This window comes from Pseudonocardia sp. CA-142604, from assembly GCF_050948475.1.
Taxonomy (GTDB): Bacteria; Actinomycetota; Actinomycetes; order Mycobacteriales; family Pseudonocardiaceae; genus Pseudonocardia; species Pseudonocardia alaniniphila.
On record NZ_CP192045.1, the window covers coordinates 7,560,708 to 7,583,388 of the forward strand.

Below are 22,681 nucleotides of genomic sequence, written 5' to 3' on the forward strand. Positions count from 1 at the left end.
CCTGACCGGCGCGAGGGCGCGGCTCGTCACAGATGAGGACGCAAGTAGTGTCCTGCGAGGGTTAGGCCCGCCCCGTCACCGCATCCCCCGCGGTCCGGGACAGGAGGACACCTTCGATCGCAGGCCACACAAGCACCACCGCGAGCAGGACGAACGCCACCCGGTATGGCCCGGCCGCCCCCTGGAACGGCCCGACGGCCTGCCCCACGCGCACGAGCAAAGCCCCAACCGCGACCCCGAGGCCCGCGCCAAGTTCCTGCAACGTCGACATCAACGTGTTGGCGTGCGTCATCTGAGCGGGCTCCACGTCGGCGTAGGCCACGCTGTTGTAGGCGGTGAAGCCGATCGACCGGAAGATCCCGCTCAACGCCAGCAGGCCCAGCAACAGCGGCAACGGCGTCGTCGCTTCCAGGGAGGCAATCCCAACCAGGCATGCGGCAGAGGCGGCGATCGAGCCGAGCAGCACCGTGCGGATCCCGAGGGCGCGCATGAGGGGCGTGGTCACCGGCTTGATCCCCACGTTCCCCAGGAACAGCGCGATCACGACGGCACCGGCCTCGGCGGCCGTCCAACCGAACCCGAGCTGGAAGAACAGCGGGAGCAGGAAGGGGATGGCGGTGATCACCGCGCGGAAGATCGACCCGCCGAACGCCGTCGCGCGGAAGGTGCGGATGCGGAGGGTTCGCAGGTCCACTAGCGGCCGCGGACTCCGGAGGAGGTGAAGCACCGCCGCACCGAGCAGGACGGCTGCGAGGACGAGGCCGGTCCCCGCAACGGCCCATCGCGGCTCCCCCGCCCCCAGACTCTCCATCCCCACCACCAGCGCGGCGACGCCAAGGGCAGTCAGGACGAAGCCGCGTCGGTCCAACCGTCCGGCGTCCTCCGCGCGCAGGTCGGGCACCAGGCGCCGGGCGAGCAGTAGCGCGGCCAGACCGAGCGGAATGTTGATCACGAAGATCCACCGCCATGAGGCGTACTCGCTCAGCACGCCACCCAGCACCGGGGAGATCACGGGCGCCGCGAGGGCGGGCCAGGTGAGGTAGGCGATGGCGCGGACGAGGTCGGGCTTTGCGGTCGTCCGCAACACGACCAGGCGCCCGACCGGCACCATCATCGCGCCGCCGGCCCCTTGCAGAACCCGTGTCGCGGTCAGCATCGACAGGTTCGTGGCCAGAGCGCACCCGGCCGAGGCGACAGTGAACATCACCAGCGCCGCCATGAACACGCGGCGAGCGCCGAAGCGGTCGGCCAGCCAGCCGCTGATCGGGATGAGCACGGCCAGCGTCAGCACGTACGCGGTGATCGCGACGTTGATGTCGACGGGACCGACCCCGAAGTCCGCGGCGATGTGGGGCGCGGCCGGGGCGATGATCGTGCCGTCGAGGATCTCCATGAAGAACGCGCCGGCAATGAGAAGGGCCAGGCCCCGGTTCAGACCTGCACCTTTGCTCACCCGATCACCGTAAACAGGAGCACACCGACGACAGATGTGAGATCAGCGACGTTGGCGCCAAGCACCGTGCAACGGGACCTTCACGTTGCACTGCCGGCACTGCCAATACAGCAGCGGGGCGGCTTTACTCCAGCGCCGTCGCACCTCCATGGGCCGGCGGCACCCTGAACAGTGCTGAGGAGTCCCGATCTCGTCGACGCGCAGCTCGGTGAGCAGGCGGGACGCGAACGCGCGGCCCTCCATCGTGATCATCGATTCGCGCGAGCTGCCCGGGGTGTTCGACAGGACGTTGAGGCTGCCCAGGAGCACGACCTGCCCGTCGATGACGACGATCTTGCGGTGCTCCAGATCCGAGCGGATCACCGTCGCGCCGGAATCGAGGAGCGCGGGGAGCTGACGCTGGGCCCAATCCTTCGCCATGAGGCGGTCCCCGTCAGGGCGGATGAACACCCGGACGTCCACCCCACGCTCGACGGCGGCACGGATCAACGGGACGACCTCGCGAGCCCGGTTGGCGATCCACGGCGACCACATCCACACCGACTGCCGCGCCGCCTTGAGGTGCTGTTCGAGCTCCCGGCCGAACGCGTGCTCGTCGTGGATGTCGGTCACCGTCACCAGTTGCCGCAGCAGCCGGGACACCTGGACGAACGTCTCGTCGACGAGATCGGGCTCCGGTTCGTCCAGCCCCAGCATCGCCGCGGCGCTCCACCGCCGGATCTCCCCGTTGTCGATGCCGACCCGCAGTTCACGGAACGGCCCGGTGCTCGCGCCTGGAAGGCCCCGCCCGTCGCCAATCAGGTAGAGGCGGCGGCGGGCTCGCGTGATCCCGACGCCGAAGACCTTCAGGCCGTCGTACTCCCACGGGTCGTCGCCGCGTTTGCCGCGCGCCACCCAGCCACGCCCGTCGTCGACGAGGTCGAACACGAGCGTCGGGTACTCGCGCCCTTGGAACGAGTGCACCGTCCCGACGGCCGTGCCGGCGACCAGGTCGCGGTCGCGCAGGGCGGCGAGCGTGGCCTCGGACTGCACGTTGTACGGGGTCACGACGCCGACCGGTCCGTCCGGAGCGTGCAGCTCCGCCAGCGCCCGCGACAGCACGACCCCAGCCGTCCACCATCTGCCGCGCACGCTCCCGGCGCGGATGGAAGCGAGATCGGGCACCGTCGAGACGTCGACCAGCACGATCTCCGTCTGCGGACGGGCGGTGATCCCGGGGAGCTCGTGGGCGTCGCGCAGGACGTCGTAGATCACGCTGTTGGCGAGCCGGCGCAGCTCGGGGCCGAACCGGAACTGGTGGGTGAGCGCCACGCACCGGCCGTCCGTGTCACCCGGGGTGTGGATGCCGACGTGCTTGAAGCAGGTGGCCAGGATCCACTTCTCGACGACGGGGCTGGGGTCGTGCCTGATCCCGTCGAGAACGGGCCCGAGCTGCAGGAAGTCGCCGAAGAGCACGGCTGTGGTCCTCGCACGGCACAACGCGAGCAGCACCTCGGCCAGTGCCGCAGCACCGGCCTCGTCGACGAGGACGACGTCGAAGGTCGCCGTCGCGATCGCGGGGTGCATGCGGGACCGTGCGAGCGTCGTCGCGACGACCCGGGCCTCACGGACGATCTCCGCTTCCGCGTCCGCGCGCAGCCTCCGGACCCTGCCGACCAACGTGCGGAGCTTGGCCTCGAGCGCGCCCCGCTGCGCGGCCGTCCGGTGCTGTTGCGCGATCAGATCCTGAAACCGCTGGTAGCGGGCCGGAAGATCGAGCTGCGCGCACCGCTCGACGAGACGCCGATCGTCGTCGCTGAGGGCGGAGTGGAGCTGCACGACCTGCGCCGTGCTCCGCAGACCGTCGAGCTCGTGACGGGCGCAGTGGAGCTTCTCGACGGCCGCGGTCGCCGCAGCTTCAGCACGCGCGACGCGGTCGTCGGCCGCATCGAGGTCGGCCGCCGTGACCCTGCCCATGATCCGGCGGGCCGTGAACTGCAACGCCAACAGTCCCCTGCGCCGACCGACCGCCTCTGCGATGAAGCGGTCGTAGTCGGCGACAGCACGAGCGTGGTGACGCTGATGGCGTCGGCGCGCGATGTAGCCCGCGGACGGCGGCGGCCCGAGATCGAAGGCGTCGCGTTCGAGCTGGATGATCCGCTGCTGCTGGTCGAGGCGAGCGAGCTCGTCCGCGGCCTTCGTGTGCTGGACGAGAGCCCGGCGTGCCGGGTCGAGCACGACGTACGCGGCCTTTGCTTCGTGCAGCGCGGCACGGGCCGCCGCATCCGCCGCCTCCGCGCTCTCGACCGCAGCCTCGGCAGCGCGCACTCCGGAACGCCGCTCGGCGGCCTCCCGCTCGGCAGCCACTCGCGCGACGGCGGCGCGGTAGGTCAGGTCGTCGTAGTCGGCCAGTTCGGCGCGCAGACCCTCGATCTCCGCATCGAGGTCGTCCATCTGCCGCAGCTGCGCGGCCACGCGTTCGCGCGTCTCGTCGGCCTCGCGGGACGCTCTCGCGGCGAGACGTTCCAGCTGCACGTCCGGATCGGCCGCGATCTCCGTCAGATGCGCCGGCCCGACGCGGACCGCGACCCCGGGCCGGTGCGGCAGCCCGGAGAGCGCCGCATGCAGGGCGTTGTCGACCGCGACGTTGGCCGTGGAGACCAGCAACACGCGCTTCCCGCGACTGACCAACTCCTCGATCGCGCGGGCGAGCACCAGCGTCTTGCCCGTGCCGGGCGGCCCCCAGACGAGCCGGACCCCGGGGCTGAGACAGGCCCGGAACGCCTCGGCCTGGGCGTCGAGAAGCCCGACGGGCTCCGCCGACGACGTCGCGTGCCCGCCGAGCCGCTTCTCCACCAGCGCCTGAGCCAGAGGTGCGGGCCCCGCGTGCCGCAGGCCGTCGCGCAGCTTCTCCAGCAGGAACCGTGGCGACATCGAACGGGCCCACAGGTAGCGGCAGTACGCCGGCAGGCCCTGCGGTTCGCGCAGCATCAGCACGCCGTCGACGTTGCGGAGCTCCTCGACCGGATAGGCGGGCTCGTGCTCGGGGCCGCGCTCGCCGGCGAAGCACGGCTCCCCCAGCGCGTCAAGGTTGGTGCGGCTCGCGCGGAGGTCGAGTACCAGCCAACCGTCACGCTGTGGCATCGCCGGCCCGATGTTGCGCCAGCATCCGGCGTTGCGTCCGAGATCGGGTTTGGTCTCGATCCACCGCTCGACTGCCTCGATGACCTCTGCCGACCAGTCCGCGGTCATCCCGACCCCCGCTCACACACACGCTCTGTGTGATCTAACCAACAATGACTAGTTAGTTACACAGAGCTAAGAGAGTGACGATTCGTCGGTGACGGACTTTTCACGCCAGTGACCGTCTGGGCTTCGGCCAGAGCTCTCGGCGATCGAGGTCAGCGCGCCTCAGAACGGGCGGCACCCAGCCGTGCAGCTTCGAGGACGAGCGTCACAAGCCCGGCCAGCAGCAGTATCCCGGCGACCACGACGAGCACGAGCGCGATCCCACCCTCCGTCGCTTGACCGTCGCCGACCGCCTCGATCAGCGCGGTCGCCGCGACGATGCCGATTGCACCGATGCAGATCATCACCGTCAGCAGAACCGAGGTGCCCTCGGCGGAGCGCCGGGCGGGAAGCACGTTCTGCACGGCGATCTGGCCGAGCGAGTAGCCCATGCCCGTGGTGATGCCGCAGAGCCCGAGCACGATGACGTAGAGCGGCAGCGGCTTGACAACCGCCAGCAGCACGAGTGCAGGCGCGGAAAGCAGCAGCACGATGCCCATCACGATCCCGGCCGGGTAGCGGCTGCTCAGCCGACCGGCCAGTGGCCCGCACAAGGCCAACCCGATGGACGACACCATGAACAGCAGGCCCGCGGCCGCGGCCGTCAGACCGCGCACGTTCTGCAACTCCAGGGTGGCGCTGACGACGTAGACGACCGCCCCGACGTTCGCGAGCGTGCCGGCCACGGTGAGCACCACGAACAGCCGGTTGTGCATGAGCGACGGCCGGACCAGCGGCGCCGCACTCCGCGACCCCACCACCCCGAACGCCACCAGAAGCGTCACCCCGACGACCAGAGGGACGAGCGTCGCCGGGTTCGTCCACCCTTGGGTGCCGACGTCGTCGATCGCGATGCTGACCAGGGCGAGGCCGCCGACGACGGTGATGACACCCCACCAGTCCAGCCCGGCGAGATTCCGTGGGCCGGCCTCGTCGCGGGAGTTGGAGAGCCGCAGGCCGCCCCAGATGGCCAGAACCGCGATGGGGACGTTGATGAGGAACACCCAGCGCCACCCGGCGGTGGAGGCCAGCACCCCACCGATCACGGGCCCGAGCGCGGTCCCGAGCCCGGCGATCCCCAACAACGCCCCCGTGACGCGCGGCCGAACCTTCTCGCTCGTGGCGTTGGTGACGAGCGCCAATGCCGTCGGCATGATCATCGCGGCACCCGCCCCCTGCACGATCCGAGCCGCGATCAGCACCGGCACCGACGACGCGAGCCCGCAGGTCAGGGAGGTCAGCCCGAACAGCGCGACCCCGACCAGCAGCACGGTGCGGCGCCCCAGCACGTCACCGGCCCGGCCGCCGGGGATGAGGAGGGAACCCAATGCGATCATGTAGCCGCTCAGGAGCCACTGCAGGTCGGTGACCGTCGTGCGCAGGTCGTCGGCGATGGTGGGCAGGGCCAGCGTGAGCGAGAAGAAGTCGAGTTGGACGCAGAACAGCGCCGCCCCGACGGGCAGGAATGGCGCGGTCTGACGCAGCGTGCTTCCGGTCGCGGTCATTCCCACCGCCCTTCCGCGGAGCCGGTCCGCGGTGTTGCCAAGCTCGCCTCTGCATCCCCCCGCTGACGTCGCCGTTCCGAGCTTCGGAAGCTAACAGCGGTTTCAGAGATGCGCACCCTGCAATCGGACGAGGCGGGAGCTGCTGAGTAGGCGGCCGAACGTCGGTTGGGCAGCGACAGACCGGCGCTAGCCGTCGGCGCGGAACCGCGTGTAGCGCTCCTCAAGACGGTCTGTGTCCGGTCGCTCGGCTCGGACTTTCGGCAGCGCCATCAGTCGCTGACCGTGCCGTCCTTTCAGACCGTGCTCCAGCATCGGGCCGTCGACCTCCTCGAGCAGGTCAGCACGGATCTCGACGACGAGGTCGGGCCTGATGCCCAGCACCGAGCTGTCGTAAGCGGCGTGATGGATCTTGCAGAGCGCCAGGCCGTTGCGGACGGAGGCAATCCCGGCTTCCTCACCGTCCGGGACGATATGCGCTGCGTCGAGCAACTCAGCGTGGCCCAGTGCGCACACCGCGCACCTCGTCTCGTAAGCCCGCAATACGGTGGCGCGGAAAACCGGCTGGTGCAGCCGCTGCTTCGTCTGCCTGACGATGTAGCGTCGCACCTGCTCAGTGATCTGGCTCCCCTTGGACACGAGCCCTCTCGCCACATCCGGGTCGATGACAAACTGCTGCAGCTCGGGTTCCTCCCAGAGCAGGTACACCGGATAGATCGGCTTGTAGACACCCGGCGCAACACCGAAGAACCAGATCAGCGGCGCCTCGGCTTCATCGCGGCTCGGAGCGGGCAGTGCGTGGGAGGGGTCTTCGCCGCATAGTTTCAGGGACCGATTTCTCCCTGCGAGTAACCGCTTCCAGGGATCAGGAGTGCAGCCCGAGGGTGGTACTCACGCACGTACCGTTGCATGCGCGCCAGTGCACGCTGAGCGCTGGACGTGCCCTGCCCGCGTCCACCGCGCGCCCGGCCCTCCTCCTCGTTGAGCCGCTGACGCACGATCCAAGTCGTCGCCTGCACTTGATGCGGCGCAATACGGCGCCCTTCCCGCTTACTGAGTGTTGCTGCGGCCGAGCGATAGAAGTCGGCAGCCTCCTCGTAACGACTCCTCCCCTGCAACCCCGACGCTCCGTACGCGGCATCATTCGCCCGGGCGCCGCACAGCACGGAGTAGGCATGCCGATCGATACAGACACGACTACATCCTGCAGTCTCATCCTCTGGGCTGTCTCCACCATAGTAGAGGAGGTGCGCAAAAGCGTTCGACTTATATCCCGCGAGCACGTCGTCGTACAGATCTCCGTTCAAGATTCTTTGCGCGCGGACTCTCGTCCACCCGTTAGCCATCACGCCACTGCCTGCACCCACAGGGACCCTTGATCTCGCCACCATGGCTGCTGTCATGATGCTGGCCGCCCAGGGTGCCTGCGGCGAGTAGACGGCCACCAGACCCACTACTTGATATAGGTCCAGATCGGTATCGTCAGCGATCACACTGAACGCCGCCCGGCTCCGTGGGTACCACATCATTCCCTGATGACGCTCCTCGTCACTGCCTGCATACCAATGATCGAGGACGTTCTCGACCTTCATCGGCCTGCGGAGGACGAACTCTCGACCTTGATGTCGAAGGTTCTGAGCCGAAGCCCGCCTCCTTCCTTCGATTGCTTGGCCGCCATCGGATACGCCTGACCTTTCCTCACCTGTGACCGCCCTAGCACCACGATTAGGACGCGCCACTCGCCGTTTGTGTTGCGTGGGCTCGATCTCCATCCATGGAGAGTGACTCCGGATCGCCACCCATCGGTAGGAGCGAAGGTCCTTCATTCTAATGTCGACAGTGGCACGCCCTGCGTTGACCGTGTGACGCAGCGCCTCCAAGCAGCCACCGGGAGCAGCCCCGGCGATGCGTGGTCACGAGGGACCCCGGTCGACCCACCAGGCCGGTGGCGCGAACCCGACTGAGGCGGTGACGACGACCGTAAGACGCGGCCACCCGGGTTCGATCACTGACGCTCAATGAACAGCTGAGACACTGTCGCCACAAAAGTTCTTGTGCCATCGCTGTAGCACCCAGCCCCCTCGCAGCGACATGTTCGCCAGACGACGATCACTGCAGGAACGACCTGGTGCGCTGAGCACAAGGACACGTGCCCGTCCAAGCCCCTGGCTTAGACGGGAGACGGTCGGACCGGGACGCCGCGTGCGGACCAGCCCCAACACGTCACTTGACCACTCGCTGCGCCGCCACTGCGTGCGTTGACGTCGCTAACAGACCGATCCTTGATGCTTGGCCGCAATTGTGTACACTGCTGGAGCCCGCGGCGTCGATGTACGACATGCGGAACCGGTCGGACATCGCGCTGGGAGGAAGAGTGCCCCCGAACCTGGACCTCGTGGCAGACCGGTTTCGACTGCTAGGCCCCATCGGCAAGGGCAACATGGGCGAGGTTCACCGCGCCGAGGACCTGCAGGCCGACGTGGACGCGGATGACCGCATCGTCGCGGTAAAGCTGATTCTGCGGAGTCGGACCGGCGGGCTCGTCGACTCCTCGTCAGACTCGAAGACGGTCGAGCGGTTTGGTCGCGAGGTGCGCATCATGCGCAAGCTCCACCATCCCAACCTGCCCCAAATCATCGACGGGGGCGTGGACCCCGCTGGCCTGGCTTACCTGGCGATGGAGTTTCTCGACGGACGACCGCTCGGCGACCTGATCTCCGAGTGCCCGCAGTCACCGATCTCCTGGGTTGCCGCGCTGGGAGCGGAGATCGCAGCCGGCTTGTCTGCTGCCCATACAGTCGGGGTGATCCACCGCGATCTCAAACCGTCCAACGTGATGGTGCTCCGCGGCGGCGAAGTCAAGGTGCTCGACTTCGGCATGGGACGGATCGTCGACGACATCGAGCACACCCAGCTCACGAGCACCGGAGTCACCGTCGGCACAGCCCGCTACATGGCTCCCGAACAGTTTCGCGCATCGTCGGTGGGCCCGGCAGCCGACTTGTACGCCCTCGGGTGCGTCCTGTTCGAACTACTCATCGGTGTCCCGCCGTTCCACAGTGCATCGGCGCACGAGCTCGGACAGAAACACCTCTACGAGCCGCCGCCCCCGTTTGGTCCGCTCCGACGGGATGCTCCCAAGGAATTGACCCGCCTCATCGAGAGCCTGCTGGCAAAAGATCCAGCCGACCGGCCGGTCGACGCGCTGGCAGTTCGGGAGGTCCTGCTTCCGCTCGCAGCGGGCGACGAGAGCGTCCCCGGCTGGGAGGACCTGAACCCTGTGCCACGGCTCGCGAAGCCCCGCACGACTACTCCGGTCGCGAGCAGGAACGTCATCGAGGCTCGACAGGCCGCAGCCGGTATGGACGTCTTCGGCGTGCACCGCAAGCTCATCGCGGACTACCGGGCGTTCACCGAGGGCGGCACGATCATCCGCGATGAGGACATCGCCGCGTTTGTCGAAAAGGATCTGGACGCGAAGTCGCAGTGGCCAGATCCCTGGCTGTCACTGAACCCGTTCTTCGCCTCCGGCGGCACGGTTCTGGAGCTCGCGAACGCAGGCGTGCTGCACGAGGAGTGCACGCGCATCTTCCAAGCTGGCAAGACCGAGGACTCCCGGATATGTGACGGTCGCCCGCTCACACTGCACCGTCACCAGCGCGAGGCGATCGACATCGCGCGGTCCGGCGAGTCCTACGTGCTCACGACGGGCACGGGCTCCGGCAAGTCGCTGTCCTACATCGTGCCAATCGTCGACAAGGTGCTCAGAGACCGTGAGCGCGAGGGTCCGCAGGCTCGCAAGCGTGTCCGAGCGATCATCGTCTACCCGATGAACGCGCTGGCCAACAGCCAGCGCAACGAGCTCGACAAGTACCTGCGCAACGGCTACGGCACGGGGCGCGAGCCGGTCACCTACGCCCGCTACACAGGACAGGAGAACGACGAGGATCGCAAGAAGATCCGCGACAACCCGCCGGACATCCTGCTTACCAACTACGTGATGCTGGAGCTGATGCTCACCCGGCCCGACGACCGGCGCTCGCTGATCAAGATGGCCAGTGGTCTGGAGTTCCTCGTCTTCGACGAGTTGCACACCTACCGCGGCCGCCAAGGCGCGGACGTGGCCCTGCTCATCCGCCGGGTCCGCGAGGCCTGCAAGGCCGATCGCCTGCAGTGCGTGGGCACCTCCGCCACCATGTCGAGCGAGGGGACGTTCGCCGACCAGCAAGAGGTGGTCGCTCGCGTCGCGTCCACGCTGTTCGGCACCCACGTCAGCCCGGCCAACGTCATCGGCGAGACCCTCGTGCGGGCCACCGGCGATGCCCCCGAGACCGTGCCGGTCGAGCGGCTCATCGCGCCCGAGGCCCCGCGTGCCTACGCCGACCTGGTCGAGGACCCGCTCGCGCGCTGGATCGAGACGCGATTCGGCCTCACGACCGAGGACGGCACGGGCCGCCTGGTCCGGCAGAAGCCCGCCAAGATCGAGGCCGCTGCCAATGATCTCGCCAAGGCCAGCGGTCTGCCTGTGGACACCTGCGCGGGGGCGATCAGGAAGACACTGCAGGCGGGATCGGAGGCCCGGCATCCGGTTACCGACCGCCCCCTGTTTGCCTTCCGGCTGCATCAGTTCCTGTCGAAGGGCAACACGGTCTACGTCACCCTCGAGGACAAGGCGACCCGCCACCTGACGCGCGACTACCAGCGTGTCCAGCCGGGCTCCGGCGGCAAGATCCTGCTACCGCTCGCGTTCTGCCGCGAATGCGGTCAGGAGTACCTCACCGTCTGGCGGACGGTGAAGGACGGCAGCACCGTCTACGAGCCCCGGCAGGACACCGCCGCGACCGGCGGCCGGGCCGGAGACGGCTACCTGTACGTCGATCCCAACCGTCCCTGGCCACGCACCACGGACGACGCCATTCGCGATCGGCGTCTCCCGGAGTCCTGGCTGGAGGTCGACGACCACGAGCACGAGGCGGTGCGGGACTCCTACCGGAAGCGGCTGCCCGTGGCCGTCACCGTCGACCCCTACGGAAACGAGGGCGAGGGCGAGCTGGCGGCGGCGTTCATCCCCGCACCGTTCCTGTTCTGCCTGCACTGCGGGGTGAGCTACGAACAGATCCGAGGCAAGGACTTCGCCAAGCTGGCCAGCCTCGACCAAGAAGGTCGTTCCTCGGCCACCTCGCTCGTCTCCGCCTCCATCGTGCGCTCGCTCAAGGAAACGCCCGTTGAGGCGCTGGACAAGAGGGCGCGCAAGCTGCTCACGTTCGTCGACAACCGCCAGGACGCCTCGCTGCAGGCAGGCCATTTCAATGATTTCGTGCAGATCACTCAGCTGCGCGCCGCCCTCTACCAGGCAATGCGCGAGGCGGGCGACGACGGCATCCGGCACGAGGAGCTCGCGTCCCGGGTCACAGACGCACTCGGCCTGGACGTGGCCGACTACACCGGTGGTGCGGACTTGCCCCCCGCACTCGCCCGCAACGCCGCCAAGACCCTGCGGGACGTCATCGCCTTCCGGCTCTACCTCGACCTGCAACGCGGCTGGCGGGTCACCATGCCGAACTTGGAACAGACCGGCCTGCTGGAGATCGACTACGAGGACCTTGACTGGCTAGCCGAGCAGGAGAACCGCTGGGCCAAGGTACAGCCCGAGCTACGCGACGCCGCGCCGGCCCGCCGCGTCGAGATCATGCGGGTGTTGCTAAACGAGATGCGCCGCGGCCTCGCCGTCGATGTGCAGTACTTCCGCGACGATTTCGACGCTCTGCAGCGTGCGAGCGAGGAGCGCCTCGCCGACCCGTGGGTGCTCTCGACGAGCGATCGCCCTCAGGTGGGGACCGCCTACCCGCAGGGCTCGAAGCCGGGCATGGACCGCTCGGGCCTGTTCCTGTCCGGCCGCGGGAAGCTCGGCAAGTACCTGCGCCGCGTGCACTTCGGGGGGCTCTCGACCGAGGACACGCAGCAGGTCATCGCGGACCTGCTGAAGGTGCTGGCCGACGCCGAGATGCTGACCAAGGTCGACACGGCACCGCAGCGGGCGGGGCGGTACCGGCGATCCGCCGGCCAGACCATCACTGGGTACCGCATCGCCGCCCGGGCGCTGATCTGGCGGGCCGGGAGCGGTGAGACGGGTGCTCATGACCCGCTCACCCGCACCTACGCCAGCGGCGACGGTCCCCGCGTCAACCCATTCTTTCGCGACCTCTACAAGGATGCAGCCGGCGCCCTCGGTGGCCTCACGGCGAAGGAACACACCGCCCAGGTCAGCCCCGAGCTGCGGGAGAAGCGCGAGGAGGACTTCCGTAAGGGCACACTCAAGCTGCTCTACTGCTCGCCGACCATGGAGCTGGGCGTCGATATCTCCGAGCTCAACGCCGTGATGATGCGCAACGTGCCACCCACGCCCGCCAACTACGCGCAGCGCAGCGGCCGCGCAGGCAGGTCGGGGCAACCCGCGCTGGTCACCACCTACTGCGCCACCGGCAACAGTCACGATCAGTACTACTTCCGCCGCTCGGACCGCATGGTTGCCGGAGCGGTCGCCCCGCCGCGCCTCGACCTCGCCAACGAGGATCTCGTGCGCTCCCACGTCCAGGCCATCTGGCTGGCCGAGTCCGGGCTCAAGCTGGGCCGCGCCATCCCTGACATCATCGACATCAGTTACGCCGAGGACGCCCGGCGGCCTGACCCCGCGCTGCCGTTGCACGACCACGTCGCCGCCGCCCTGCACGATGGCAGCACGGTAAAGCGTGCCGCGTCGGCTGCCCGGAAGGTGTTCGGTGGGCTGCTGGAGGAGTTCGAGGACACCACGTGGTGGCACGACCAGTGGATCGAGGACACCGTCCGGGCCGCAAGCGAGCAATTCGACCGCAGCTTCGATCGCTGGCGCGACCTGTTCAAGGCCGCGCTGGTGGACCAGGCCGAGCAGAACCGCCGGGTTCTCGACCACACCCTGTCCGAACGCGACCGCCAATCCGCTGTCCGGCGTCGTAGGGAGGCGGAGACGCAGCTCAACCTCCTGAAGAACGAGAGCGTGGACAGCAAGTCGGTGCTGTCCGATTTCAATCCCTACCGCTATCTAGCCAGCGAAGGTTTCCTGCCCGGGTACTCCTTCCCGCGCCTGCCTCTCGCCGCCTACATCCCCACCTCGGCCCGTAGGTTCAGCGACGGCGATTACCTCCAGCGCCCACGGTTCCTGGCAATCCGCGAGTTCGGTCCCGGCGCGCTCATTTATCACGAGGGATCCCGCTACCAGGTCACCCGAATTCAGCTGCCGCCTGACGCCACCGGGGACGTGGTCACCACCGAGGCCAAACGGTGCACAGCCTGCGGCTACCACCACGACATGCAGGAGAACGCCGACAACTGTCAGATGTGCAACGCACCGCTGCAGGAGAAGACGACCGGCCTGCTCCAGCTGCACACCGTCTACACGACGCGGCGGGAGCGGATCTCCTCGGACGAGGAGGAGCGCAGGCGGGCAGGGTTCAGGCTGGTGACCTCCTACCGGTTCCACGATCACGGCGCCCGGCCGGGACGCCGCGACGCCACGGTCTCCGACTCGCACGGCCCCATCGCGACGGTGGCCTATGGCGACTCGGCGACCGTGCGCATCACCAACGTCGGTCGGGTTCGCGCCGCCGAGGACGAGCCGCCCGGCTTCTGGCTCGACCCGGCAGACGGCCGTTGGATGAACGAACGCGACGCCGCCGAGGCTTCCGGCGACTCCAGCGAGATGCCGGTCGTCGACGCCGACGGCAACGAGAAGCGCCGTAAGAAGCGGGTGCTCCCCTACGTCGAGGACCGGCGCAACCTCCTGGTTCTGAAGCTCGTGGAAGCGCTGCCGGAGGCCGTCGCGCTGTCGCTCATGTACGCGCTGGAGCGCGGCATCGAAGCCGCGTTCGAGCTGGAGGACTCCGAGCTCACCAGTGAGCTCCTGCCGCCCGATGGGGGTGACCGCGATCGGATGCTGTTCACCGAAGCCGCCGAGGGCGGCGCGGGCGTGTTGCGGCTGATGCAGTCCGACCCGGACGCGCTCAGGGAGGCCGCCGCCGCAGCACTGGGGATCTGCCACTTCGCGCCCGACGGCACCGACCGCGGCGGTCCGCACCCCGACCGCCCCTGTGCGCAGGGCTGTTATGAGTGCCTGCTGACCTACGGCAACCAGCTCGACCACGGCGTGATCGACCGGCACTCGGTCCGCGACCTCCTGCTGCATCTGGCGAGCGCCAGGTCACTCGCCACCGGACAGGGCGAGTCCCGCACGGAGCAACTGAAGCGGCTCGCCGCGCAGTCAGACACGAAGCTCGAAGGCAAGCTCATCGCCTTGCTCAAGGAGCGCGGGCTGCGTCTGCCCGACGAGGCCCAGCCCTTCATCCCGGAGGTGCTCGCCCGGCCCGATTTCGTCTACCGCCTGCCCGGCGTCAACGTTGCGGTCTTCGTCGACGGTCCCGTGCATGAGTACGACGTGATCGCCGACCGTGACCTCGAAGCGGAGGACCGCTTGCTCGACAGGGGCTGGGAGGTGGTGCGGTTCCCGCACGACGCCGACTGGTCGGAGATCATCAAGCAGAACCCGCGCTACTTCGGAACCCGCGGCTGACGAGCGAAAGAGAAGAGATGACCACCTTCACCGTGGGTTCCCTGGTGTCCACGCGCGGACGCGACTGGGTCGTGCTGCCGGAAAGCGCCGACGACATGCTCGTGCTGCGCCCGCTCGGTGGCGCCGACGACGACGTCGCGGCCGTCTTCCCGGGATTCGAGGAGGTTCGCCACGCCGAATTCGAGCCGCCGTCGCCGGGCGACCTCGGCGACGCGCTCGCTGCCGGTCTGCTGCGCTCCGCGCTGCGCATCGGCTTCCGCTCCGGTGCCGGGCCGTTCCGCTCGCTCGCCGGGATCGCCGTCGAACCTCGCGCCTATCAGCTCGTGCCGCTGATGATGGCTCTACGACAGCCTGTCGTACGCATGCTGATCTCTGACGACGTCGGCATCGGCAAGACGGTCGAGGCGAGTCTGATCGCAAGCGAACTCCTCGCGCAGGGAAGCGCACGAGGGCTGGCCGTACTCTGCTCTCCGGCGCTGGCCGAGCAGTGGCAGGACGAGCTGCGCACCAAGTTCGGCATCGACGCCGAGCTGGTCCTTGCTTCTACGGTGCGCAGGCTGGAACGCGGGCTCGACCTCGGGCAGTCGTTGTTCGACAAGCACCCGAACGTGGTGGTGTCCACCGACTTCATCAAATCCACCCGGCACCGGGACGACTTCGTCAAGCACTGTCCCGACCTGGTGATCGTGGACGAGGCCCACACCTGCGTCGCCTCCGACGACACCGCCTCCGTCCAGAGCCAGTTGCGCTACGAGCTGCTGCGGCGCATCGCGGCCGACGCCGACCGCCACTTGCTGCTGGTGACCGCCACCCCGCACAGCGGCAAGGAGAGCGCGTTCCGCGCGCTACTCGGTCTCGTCCGGCCAGAACTCGAAACCGTCGACGTTGATACCGACGCAGGCCGCCGGCTCCTCGCCGCCCACTTCGTGCAGCGCAAGCGCGCCGACGTACGCCAGTTCCTCACGGTGCGCGACGGGCTGGCCGACGACAGCCTCCGCGAGGACACCTCGTTTCCATCGGACCGGTTCTTCACTGACGTGACCTACCGGCTGTCGACTGCCTATCGCGCGCTCCTCGACGACGCCATCGCCTACGCCAGCGAGCGCGTCACCGCTGCCAGTGACCGGGGCAAGCGCGAGACCCGCATCGCCTGGTGGTCCGCAATCGCGCTGCTGCGTTCGCTGGTCTCCTCGCCACGGGCGGCTGCCCAGACCTTGCGCACCCGCTCCGCGACGGCGATCGCCGCCACCGCGGAGGAAGCCGACCGGCTCGGCGCCCCGCTCACCCGCGACTCCTCCGACAGCGACGCGCTGGAAGGCCTCGACGTGGCCCCCGGCGCGGAGACCGAGGACGCCGGAGCCCGGCTCGCCGAACTGGCCGACCGAGCGGCCGGGCTGGAGGGATCGGCCGAGGACAAGAAGCTGGCGACGCTGGTCAAGCACCTCAAGGATCTCCTCGCCGACGGCTACCACCCGATCGTCTTCTGCCGCTACATCCCCACCGCCGAATACGTCGCGGAGCATCTGGACGGCAAGCTCGGCCGGAAGACGGTGGTGCGTTCGGTGACCGGCACGCTGTCCCCGCAGCAGCGCCTGCAGCGGATCGAGGAACTGGCCGAGGAGGCGGGCGAGAGCGCTCACCGAGTGCTGATCGCCACCGACTGTCTCTCGGAGGGCGTGAACCTCCAGCACCACTTCGACGCCGTGATTCACTACGACTTGGCGTGGAATCCCACGCGGCACGACCAGCGCGAGGGCCGCGTCGACCGCTACGGCCAGAAGCGAGACATCGTCAAGGTCATCACCCTGTACGGCAGCGACAACGGCATCGACGGCAAGGTGCTCGAGGTCCTCATCAGGAAGCATCGCCAGATCCAGAAGGACCTGGGCATCTCGGTCTCGGTCCCCGATTCCGCCTCCTCCGCCGTGACAGACGCGATCGTCGAATGGCTGCTGCTGCGTGGAGGGCGCCCCGAGCAAGAAGGGCTGTTCGAGCTCGACCAGGTCACCGACACGGTCGAAGCGCTGGAGCTGGAATGGAAGTCGGCTGCCGAGCGTGAGAGGACTTCCCGCTCGCGTTTCGCCCAGCGTGCGATCCATCCCGAGGAGGTCGCTCGCGAGATCACCGCGGTGCGGGACGCCCTGGGCCGCGCAGGCGAGAGCGCTGACTTCGTTAGGCAATCGCTGGCATCGCTCGAGGCAGTCCTGCGTGGCGACGGGGCGGACGGTTTCACCGCGGACTTGAGCGGTACGCCCGTCGGACTTCGCGACGCTCTCGCGCCGATGCTCGGCGGCGACGTCGTCGAGACAGGACGCCAAGTGTCGTTCCGCGCGACGGCGGCCGTGGCGCGCGGCGAGGTCGCCTTGGTCCGCACCGACCCGGTGGTCGGCGCGCTCGCCGGGTACGTCCTCAACGCCGCGCTCGACGGTAAGGCGAGCGGGCCCCGTCCGGCCCGCCGCTGCGGGGTCATCCGGACCAGGAGTGTCGACACCCGCACGACGCTTCTGCTGGTCCGCTACCGCTTTCATCTCACGTTGCCGTCCAGAACGGGCCAGCGGCAGTTGGTCGCCGAGGACGCCCGCCTGCTCGCCTTCCAGGGCGCGCCGGCGAATGCCGCCTGGCTTCCCGTCGAGGACGCTTTGCGGCTGCTGGATCTGACCGCGGACGAGAACACCGACCCAGCGTTCGGTGAACGCACCATGCATCGGGTGCTGGACGCGCTGCCCGCGACGGACTCGCACCTGGAGTCCTATGGGGACGAGCTGGCCGCCGAGCTGCTCGCCTCCCACCGCCGGGTTCGCAGCGCCTCCGGCGAGATCGTCCGCGGCGTGACCGTGACCGCCCAGAAGCCCGCCGACATCCTCGGCGCCTACGTTTACCTGCCGGTGTCCGGAGGGGCCGCCTGATGTCCGCCATCGCCCGCAATCAGGTCTTTTCCGCGGTCCACACGGTCGGCGGCTTGCTGCCCGCCGACCTCCTCGTGCGCATCTCCGAAGGCAAGGACGTCAGCGGCTGCAAGCCCGCCGACTACCGCATCGCCGGCTCCCGCTCCCTCCGCGACGAGGCGGAACGCCACTGGGACTACCTCCGATCGCTGTGGACAGAGCTGCGCCAGACGCTGCCCGCCGCGCCCGAGGCCGACCTGCCGGCGGACCCGACGCGGTCGGCGTTCGCGCACTGGCTCGCGCCGCTGTTCGACACACTCGGCTTCGGCGTACTGAGCGCGACCGGTGCCTCGGGCATCACGTCCGACGACGAAAGCAAGACGTTCGCGATCAGCCACCGCTGGAACCACGTGCCTGTGCATCTGATCGCGTGGAACGCCGAACTGGACAAGCGACCGGGGGGCGCGGGTACCGTGGCGCCGCAGTCGCTCGTGCAGGAATGCTTGAACCGCACCGAGGCCCACCTGTGGGGCGTGCTCACCAATGGCCGCCAGCTGAGGCTGCTGCGCGACTCCAGCGCGCTCGCCACCGCTTCCTACGTCGAGTTCGACCTTGAGGCGATCTTCGACGGCGAGCTGTTCAGCGAGTTCGTGCTGCTCTACCGGCTGCTGCACGTCTCCCGCTTCGCGATCGATGAGGGCGCCGCCCCGTCGACGTGCTGGCTGGAGAAGTGGCGCGTCGAAGCGATCGCCTCCGGCACCCGGGCCCTCGAACAGCTGCGCGACGGCGTCCAGAAGGCCATCACCATCCTCGGTACAGGGTTCCTGCGTCACCCGGACAACACGGCGCTGCGTGCGAACATCGACGTCGCCGCGCTGCACCAGGCACTGCTGCGGCTGGTGTACCGCATGCTGTTCGTCTTCGTCGCCGAGGACCGCGACGCCCTGCACCACCCCGACGCCGACGCGCAGGCTCGCGCCCGCTACGCCACCTACTTCTCGACGACCAAGCTGCGCACCCACGCCCGCCGCCGTCGCGGCACCGCCCACCACGACCTCTACGAGTCCCTGCAGATCGTTCTCAACGCACTCGGCGACGTGAACGGGCGCCCCGAGCTGGGTCTTCCCGGCCTCGGCGGCATCTTCGACCCGAACCCGGCCGACGAGCCACTGCGCGAGCTGCGCCTGTCGAATGATCATCTGCTGGCGACGGTCCGTCACCTCTCTCAGGTGTACGACTCCGGCGCCAAGCGCTGGCGCGCCGTCGACTACCAGCATCTCGACGCCGAGGAGCTGGGCTCGATCTACGAGTCGCTGCTGGAGCTGATCCCCCGGCACAGCGCGGTGGACCTGGAGTTCGAGCTGGTCACGGCCGTGGGCAACGCCCGCAAGACCACCGGCTCCTACTACACGCCGTCCTCCCTGATCGAGCTCCTGCTCGACTCGGCGCTCGACCCCGTGATCGACGACGCTTTCAAGCGCGGCGAGCAGAGAGCAACCGCTGCCGGACTCCTCGACCCGGCCGAGTCGATCGCCGGAGAGCTGCTGTCGCTGACCGTCTGCGACCCCGCCTGCGGCTCCGGCCACTTCCTCGTCGCCGCCGCCCGCCGCATCGCCAAGCGCGTCGCCGCTGTCCGGGAGGGCAACCCCGAGCCGACCCTCCCCGCCGTCCGCACCGCCCTGCACGAGGTGATCGCCCGCTGCATCTACGGCGTCGACCTCAACCCGATGGCCGTCGAGCTGGCCAAGGTCTCGCTGTGGCTGGAAGCCCTCGAACCCGGCAAGCCGCTGAGCTTCCTCGACGCCCACATCAAGTGCGGCAACGCCCTCATCGGCGCCACCCCGAAGCTGCTGCGCGACGGCATCCCCGATGCGGCGTTCACGTCGATCGAGGGCGACGACCGCGCCTTCGCCAGGATCCTGGCGCGCAAGAACGCCGAGGAGCGCAACAACCAGCTCTCGCTGCTCGACTTCGACAGCGAGATCAAGGTGTCCAACACGACGTTCGCCACGGGCCTGCGGCGCCTCACGAGCGCCCCGGCGGACACGCTGGCCGAGGTCCGCCGGCAGGAGGCCGCCTACCGCGACTTCATCGCCTCACCCGAGTACGACCGCGCCCTGCACCTCGCCGACGCGTGGTGCGCGGCGTTCCTGTGGCACAAGCGCTCCGACGCCCCGCCCGCGGTCACCCAGGAGGCGTTCCGCGCGCTCCAAGATCCCACCGGCGCGGCTGCGCCGCAGGCGACCCACGACGAGATCGTCCGCCTGCGTGAGCAGTACCGGTTCCTGCACTGGCACCTGGCATTCCCTGACGTCTTTCAGGTCCCCGGAGGTGGTGCCTCGGTTGACCTGGACACCGGATGGGCCGGCGGCTTCTCCTGCGTCGTCGGCAACCCGCCCTGGGAGCGCGTGAAGATCCAGGATAAGGAGTTCTTCGGCGCCCACGGCCGCGAGGACATCGTCAACGCGAAGACAGCGGCCATCCGCGGCAAGATGATCAGTGCGCTGGCAGACGACGGTGATCCGCTGTACGACGCATACCTCGACGCGCTGCGGGAGTCCGACGGCGTCAGCCACCTGCTGCGCAACAGCGGCCGCTACCCGCTCACCGGCCAGGGTGACATCAACACCTACAGCGTTTTTGCCGAGACGGCCCGCACGATCGTCGGCCCCGAAGGCGCGGCCGGGATCATCACACCTACCGGCCTCGCCACCGACAAGACGACTGCCCCATTCTTTGCCGAGACGCTGAAGGCGAAGCGACTTCTCGCGTTCTACGACTTCGAGAACGAGGCCAAGATCTTCCCTGGCGTCCACAACCAGTTGCGGTTTGCCATCACCGCGCTGAGCGGCAATGGCTGGGTGGCAAACCGGAGCCGCTTCGCCTTCTACACACGCTTTGTCGAAGACGTTGCCGAGCGCAGGTTCGACCTTGCACCAGACGAGGTGCTTGCGATCAACCCGAACACCGGGGGACTCCCGATGTTCCGCGCACGCGCCGATGCCGAGATCACCCTCAGCGCCTACCACCGCCATCCGGTCCTGGTACGCGACGCTGGCGGTGACCGAAACCCGTGGGGTCTGTCGTTCATGACGATGTTCCACATGGCAAACGACTCGGGGCTGTTCCAGCAGCCCGAGCACCTCGACGACGCCCGGTTCGACGGCTGGTCCTACCACCGCGACGACGCCGAGTTCCTGCCACTGTACGAGGCGAAGCTGCTGGGCCACTTCGACCACCGTTTCTCCACCTACCGCGATGCCACCGAGGCCCAGCTCAACAAGGGCACGCTCCCTCGCCCCACCGACGCCCAGCACGACGACCCGGGCATGGAGTCCCTCGCGCGCTACTGGATCGCCCGCTCCGAGGTCCGCAAGCAGCTCGCCGCCCGCTGGGACTGCGACTGGCTGTTGGGCTGGCGCGACACCGCCCGCGCCAGCGACATGCGCACGTTCGTCCCGTCGGTGTTCCCCGCCAGCGCCGTCGGCGACAAGTTCCTGCTCGCGATCCCAGCCAAGCCGGAGCACGGACCGCTCCTGCATGCGGCCTGGTCGTCGCTGGTGTTCGACTTCGTTTCGCGTCAGAAGATCAGCGGCGCAAACATGAAGTACTTCATCGTCAAGCAGCTCGCCTGCCCCACCCCGGCCACCTTCACCGAGCCGGCGCCGTGGCAACCGTCGGTGTCGCTCGCCGAGTGGGTGATCCCGTACGTGCTGGAACTGTCGTACACCTCCTGGCGCCTCCGGCCCTACGCGAATGAGATGGGCGACGACGGCCCCCCGTTCCGCTGGAACCCCGAGCGCCGCGCCCTCCTCCGCGCCGATCTCGACGCCGCCTTCCTCCACGTCTATGGCCTCGCTCGCCCCGAGGCCGAACACGTCGTGGACTCGTTCTTCGTCGTCCGCAAGTACGAGGAGCGCGACTTCGGCGAGTACCGCACCAAGCGCCTCGTCCTCGACGCCTACGACCGCATGTCCGCCGCCATCGAGGGCACCACCCCCTGGGCGTCCCTCGCTCCGACGGCAGCTGGCCTCGGTCCGCGGCACGGCGCTAGGTCATGAGCAATTCGCTGCAGTGGGAGGTCACGATCCCGGCACGTACCGTCCACGGGCGTCGCTTGATGCCGGTTCCCCTCGATCTGCCTGACGGGATCACCGGAACGATCGTCGACGACGGAACCGAGATTGTGCTCACGGTACCCGTCCTGGCGCCAGCCTACGACGACGCTATCGAATTGGCCCGCCGGGAGGCCACCGACCTGCTGCTCGTGCTCTCATCATCCTTCACCCCGTTTCAACTCGCGCCGGACCGCGAGTTTCGCGTCGTTCCCGTCGGACCCGGCCACACCAACACATTGAAAATTCGAGCTTGGGGCTCGGGATACGCCACCACATCACCCATCGACGATATTCGCCGGTTCCACGGACGCAAGGAATGGCCGACGCGGCTGCGGGATGGGATGACGTTATTCGACGCCGGGCAGCGGGCACGCGATGAGATCGTTCGGTTCGTGCTGACGACGGCAGCAATGGAGGTACTCGCGAACATCGACGAAAGCACAATACTCGAGCAACTGAGCAGTGGACATCGCTCCCAACTCCAACGGGAACTCGACGAGCTCCTCGCCCAGTATGACCTCGACCCCGGCCAGCGCAGTCGACTCGTGCAGCGACTGCTCGACACCCGCACGCAGGGCAGTACACAGGCAATTCGCGCGTACCTCGCGCGCCACGAGGCAGCAGTTGAGCCAGGCGACCTGCGGTGGTGGCAGAGCCAGCGCGGAAGCTACCTGCACAGCGGATTCATCAAGGATGAACCTGCGCGCAGGTACCGCCTTCTACACGCAATCTCAACCTGCATAATTGCCGAACTCGATACGATTGCTTCTTCACCGCCGCAGACGAAGGCGTCAGCCAGCTGATCAAAGCTCGAATCCCCCCCGTATTCCAGCGCCAGGGTCCTACGGCCGCAG

Annotated in this window: 9 protein-coding genes; 4 read left to right on the plus strand and 5 right to left on the minus strand. The window is 68.4% G+C overall.

All coding sequences use genetic code 11. The annotated features are described in order from the left end of the window. Positions 1–61 precede the first annotated feature (61 nt). The 5 genes from ACQPZQ_RS34220 to ACQPZQ_RS34240 all read right to left on the minus strand — a co-directional run bounded on the left by ACQPZQ_RS34220 (position 62) and on the right by ACQPZQ_RS34240 (position 7,814). Positions 62–1,453 (minus strand): MFS transporter, encoded by a 1,392-nt coding sequence (locus ACQPZQ_RS34220; RefSeq protein ID WP_433287772.1) that lies wholly within the window; start codon positions 1,451–1,453, stop codon positions 62–64. Between the two features lie 42 nt (positions 1,454–1,495). Beyond that, positions 1,496–4,684, minus strand: coding sequence for an AAA domain-containing protein (locus ACQPZQ_RS34225; protein ID WP_433287774.1), 3,189 nt, complete (start codon positions 4,682–4,684; stop codon positions 1,496–1,498). Positions 4,685–4,833: 149 nt separating this feature from the next. Beyond that, on the minus strand, positions 4,834–6,225 hold the full coding sequence (locus tag ACQPZQ_RS34230; protein ID WP_433287776.1) for an MFS transporter: 1,392 nt from the start codon (positions 6,223–6,225) through the stop codon (positions 4,834–4,836). 186 nt (positions 6,226–6,411) lie between these two features. After that, a complete protein-coding gene (locus ACQPZQ_RS34235) occupies positions 6,412–6,930 on the minus strand; it encodes an HNH endonuclease (RefSeq protein ID WP_433287778.1) in 519 nt (172 codons plus the stop codon). A gap of 116 nt (positions 6,931–7,046) precedes the next feature. Continuing rightward, positions 7,047–7,814 (minus strand): DUF7178 family protein, encoded by a 768-nt coding sequence (locus ACQPZQ_RS34240; RefSeq protein WP_433287779.1) that lies wholly within the window; start codon positions 7,812–7,814, stop codon positions 7,047–7,049. Positions 7,815–8,596: 782 nt separating this feature from the next. Here ACQPZQ_RS34240 and ACQPZQ_RS34245 point away from each other — a divergent pair. Genes ACQPZQ_RS34245 through ACQPZQ_RS34260 form a run of 4 tightly spaced genes read left to right on the plus strand, consistent with a single transcriptional unit; the run spans position 8,597 to position 22,630 of the window. Then, positions 8,597–14,824: a protein kinase domain-containing protein gene (locus tag ACQPZQ_RS34245; RefSeq protein WP_433287781.1), complete on the plus strand. Its 6,228-nt coding sequence runs from the start codon at positions 8,597–8,599 to the stop codon at positions 14,822–14,824. A 17-nt stretch (positions 14,825–14,841) separates the two neighbouring features. Next, positions 14,842–17,730, plus strand: a complete 2,889-nt coding sequence (locus tag ACQPZQ_RS34250) for a DEAD/DEAH box helicase (RefSeq protein ID WP_433287783.1) — start codon at positions 14,842–14,844, stop codon at positions 17,728–17,730. After that, positions 17,730–21,770 (plus strand): Eco57I restriction-modification methylase domain-containing protein, encoded by a 4,041-nt coding sequence (locus tag ACQPZQ_RS34255; protein ID WP_433287785.1) that lies wholly within the window; start codon positions 17,730–17,732, stop codon positions 21,768–21,770. Before ACQPZQ_RS34250 ends, ACQPZQ_RS34255 begins: the two co-directional genes overlap by 1 nt. After that, positions 21,767–22,630 (plus strand): hypothetical protein, encoded by an 864-nt coding sequence (locus ACQPZQ_RS34260; protein ID WP_433287787.1) that lies wholly within the window; start codon positions 21,767–21,769, stop codon positions 22,628–22,630. Before ACQPZQ_RS34255 ends, ACQPZQ_RS34260 begins: the two co-directional genes overlap by 4 nt. Positions 22,631–22,681 lie beyond the last annotated feature (51 nt).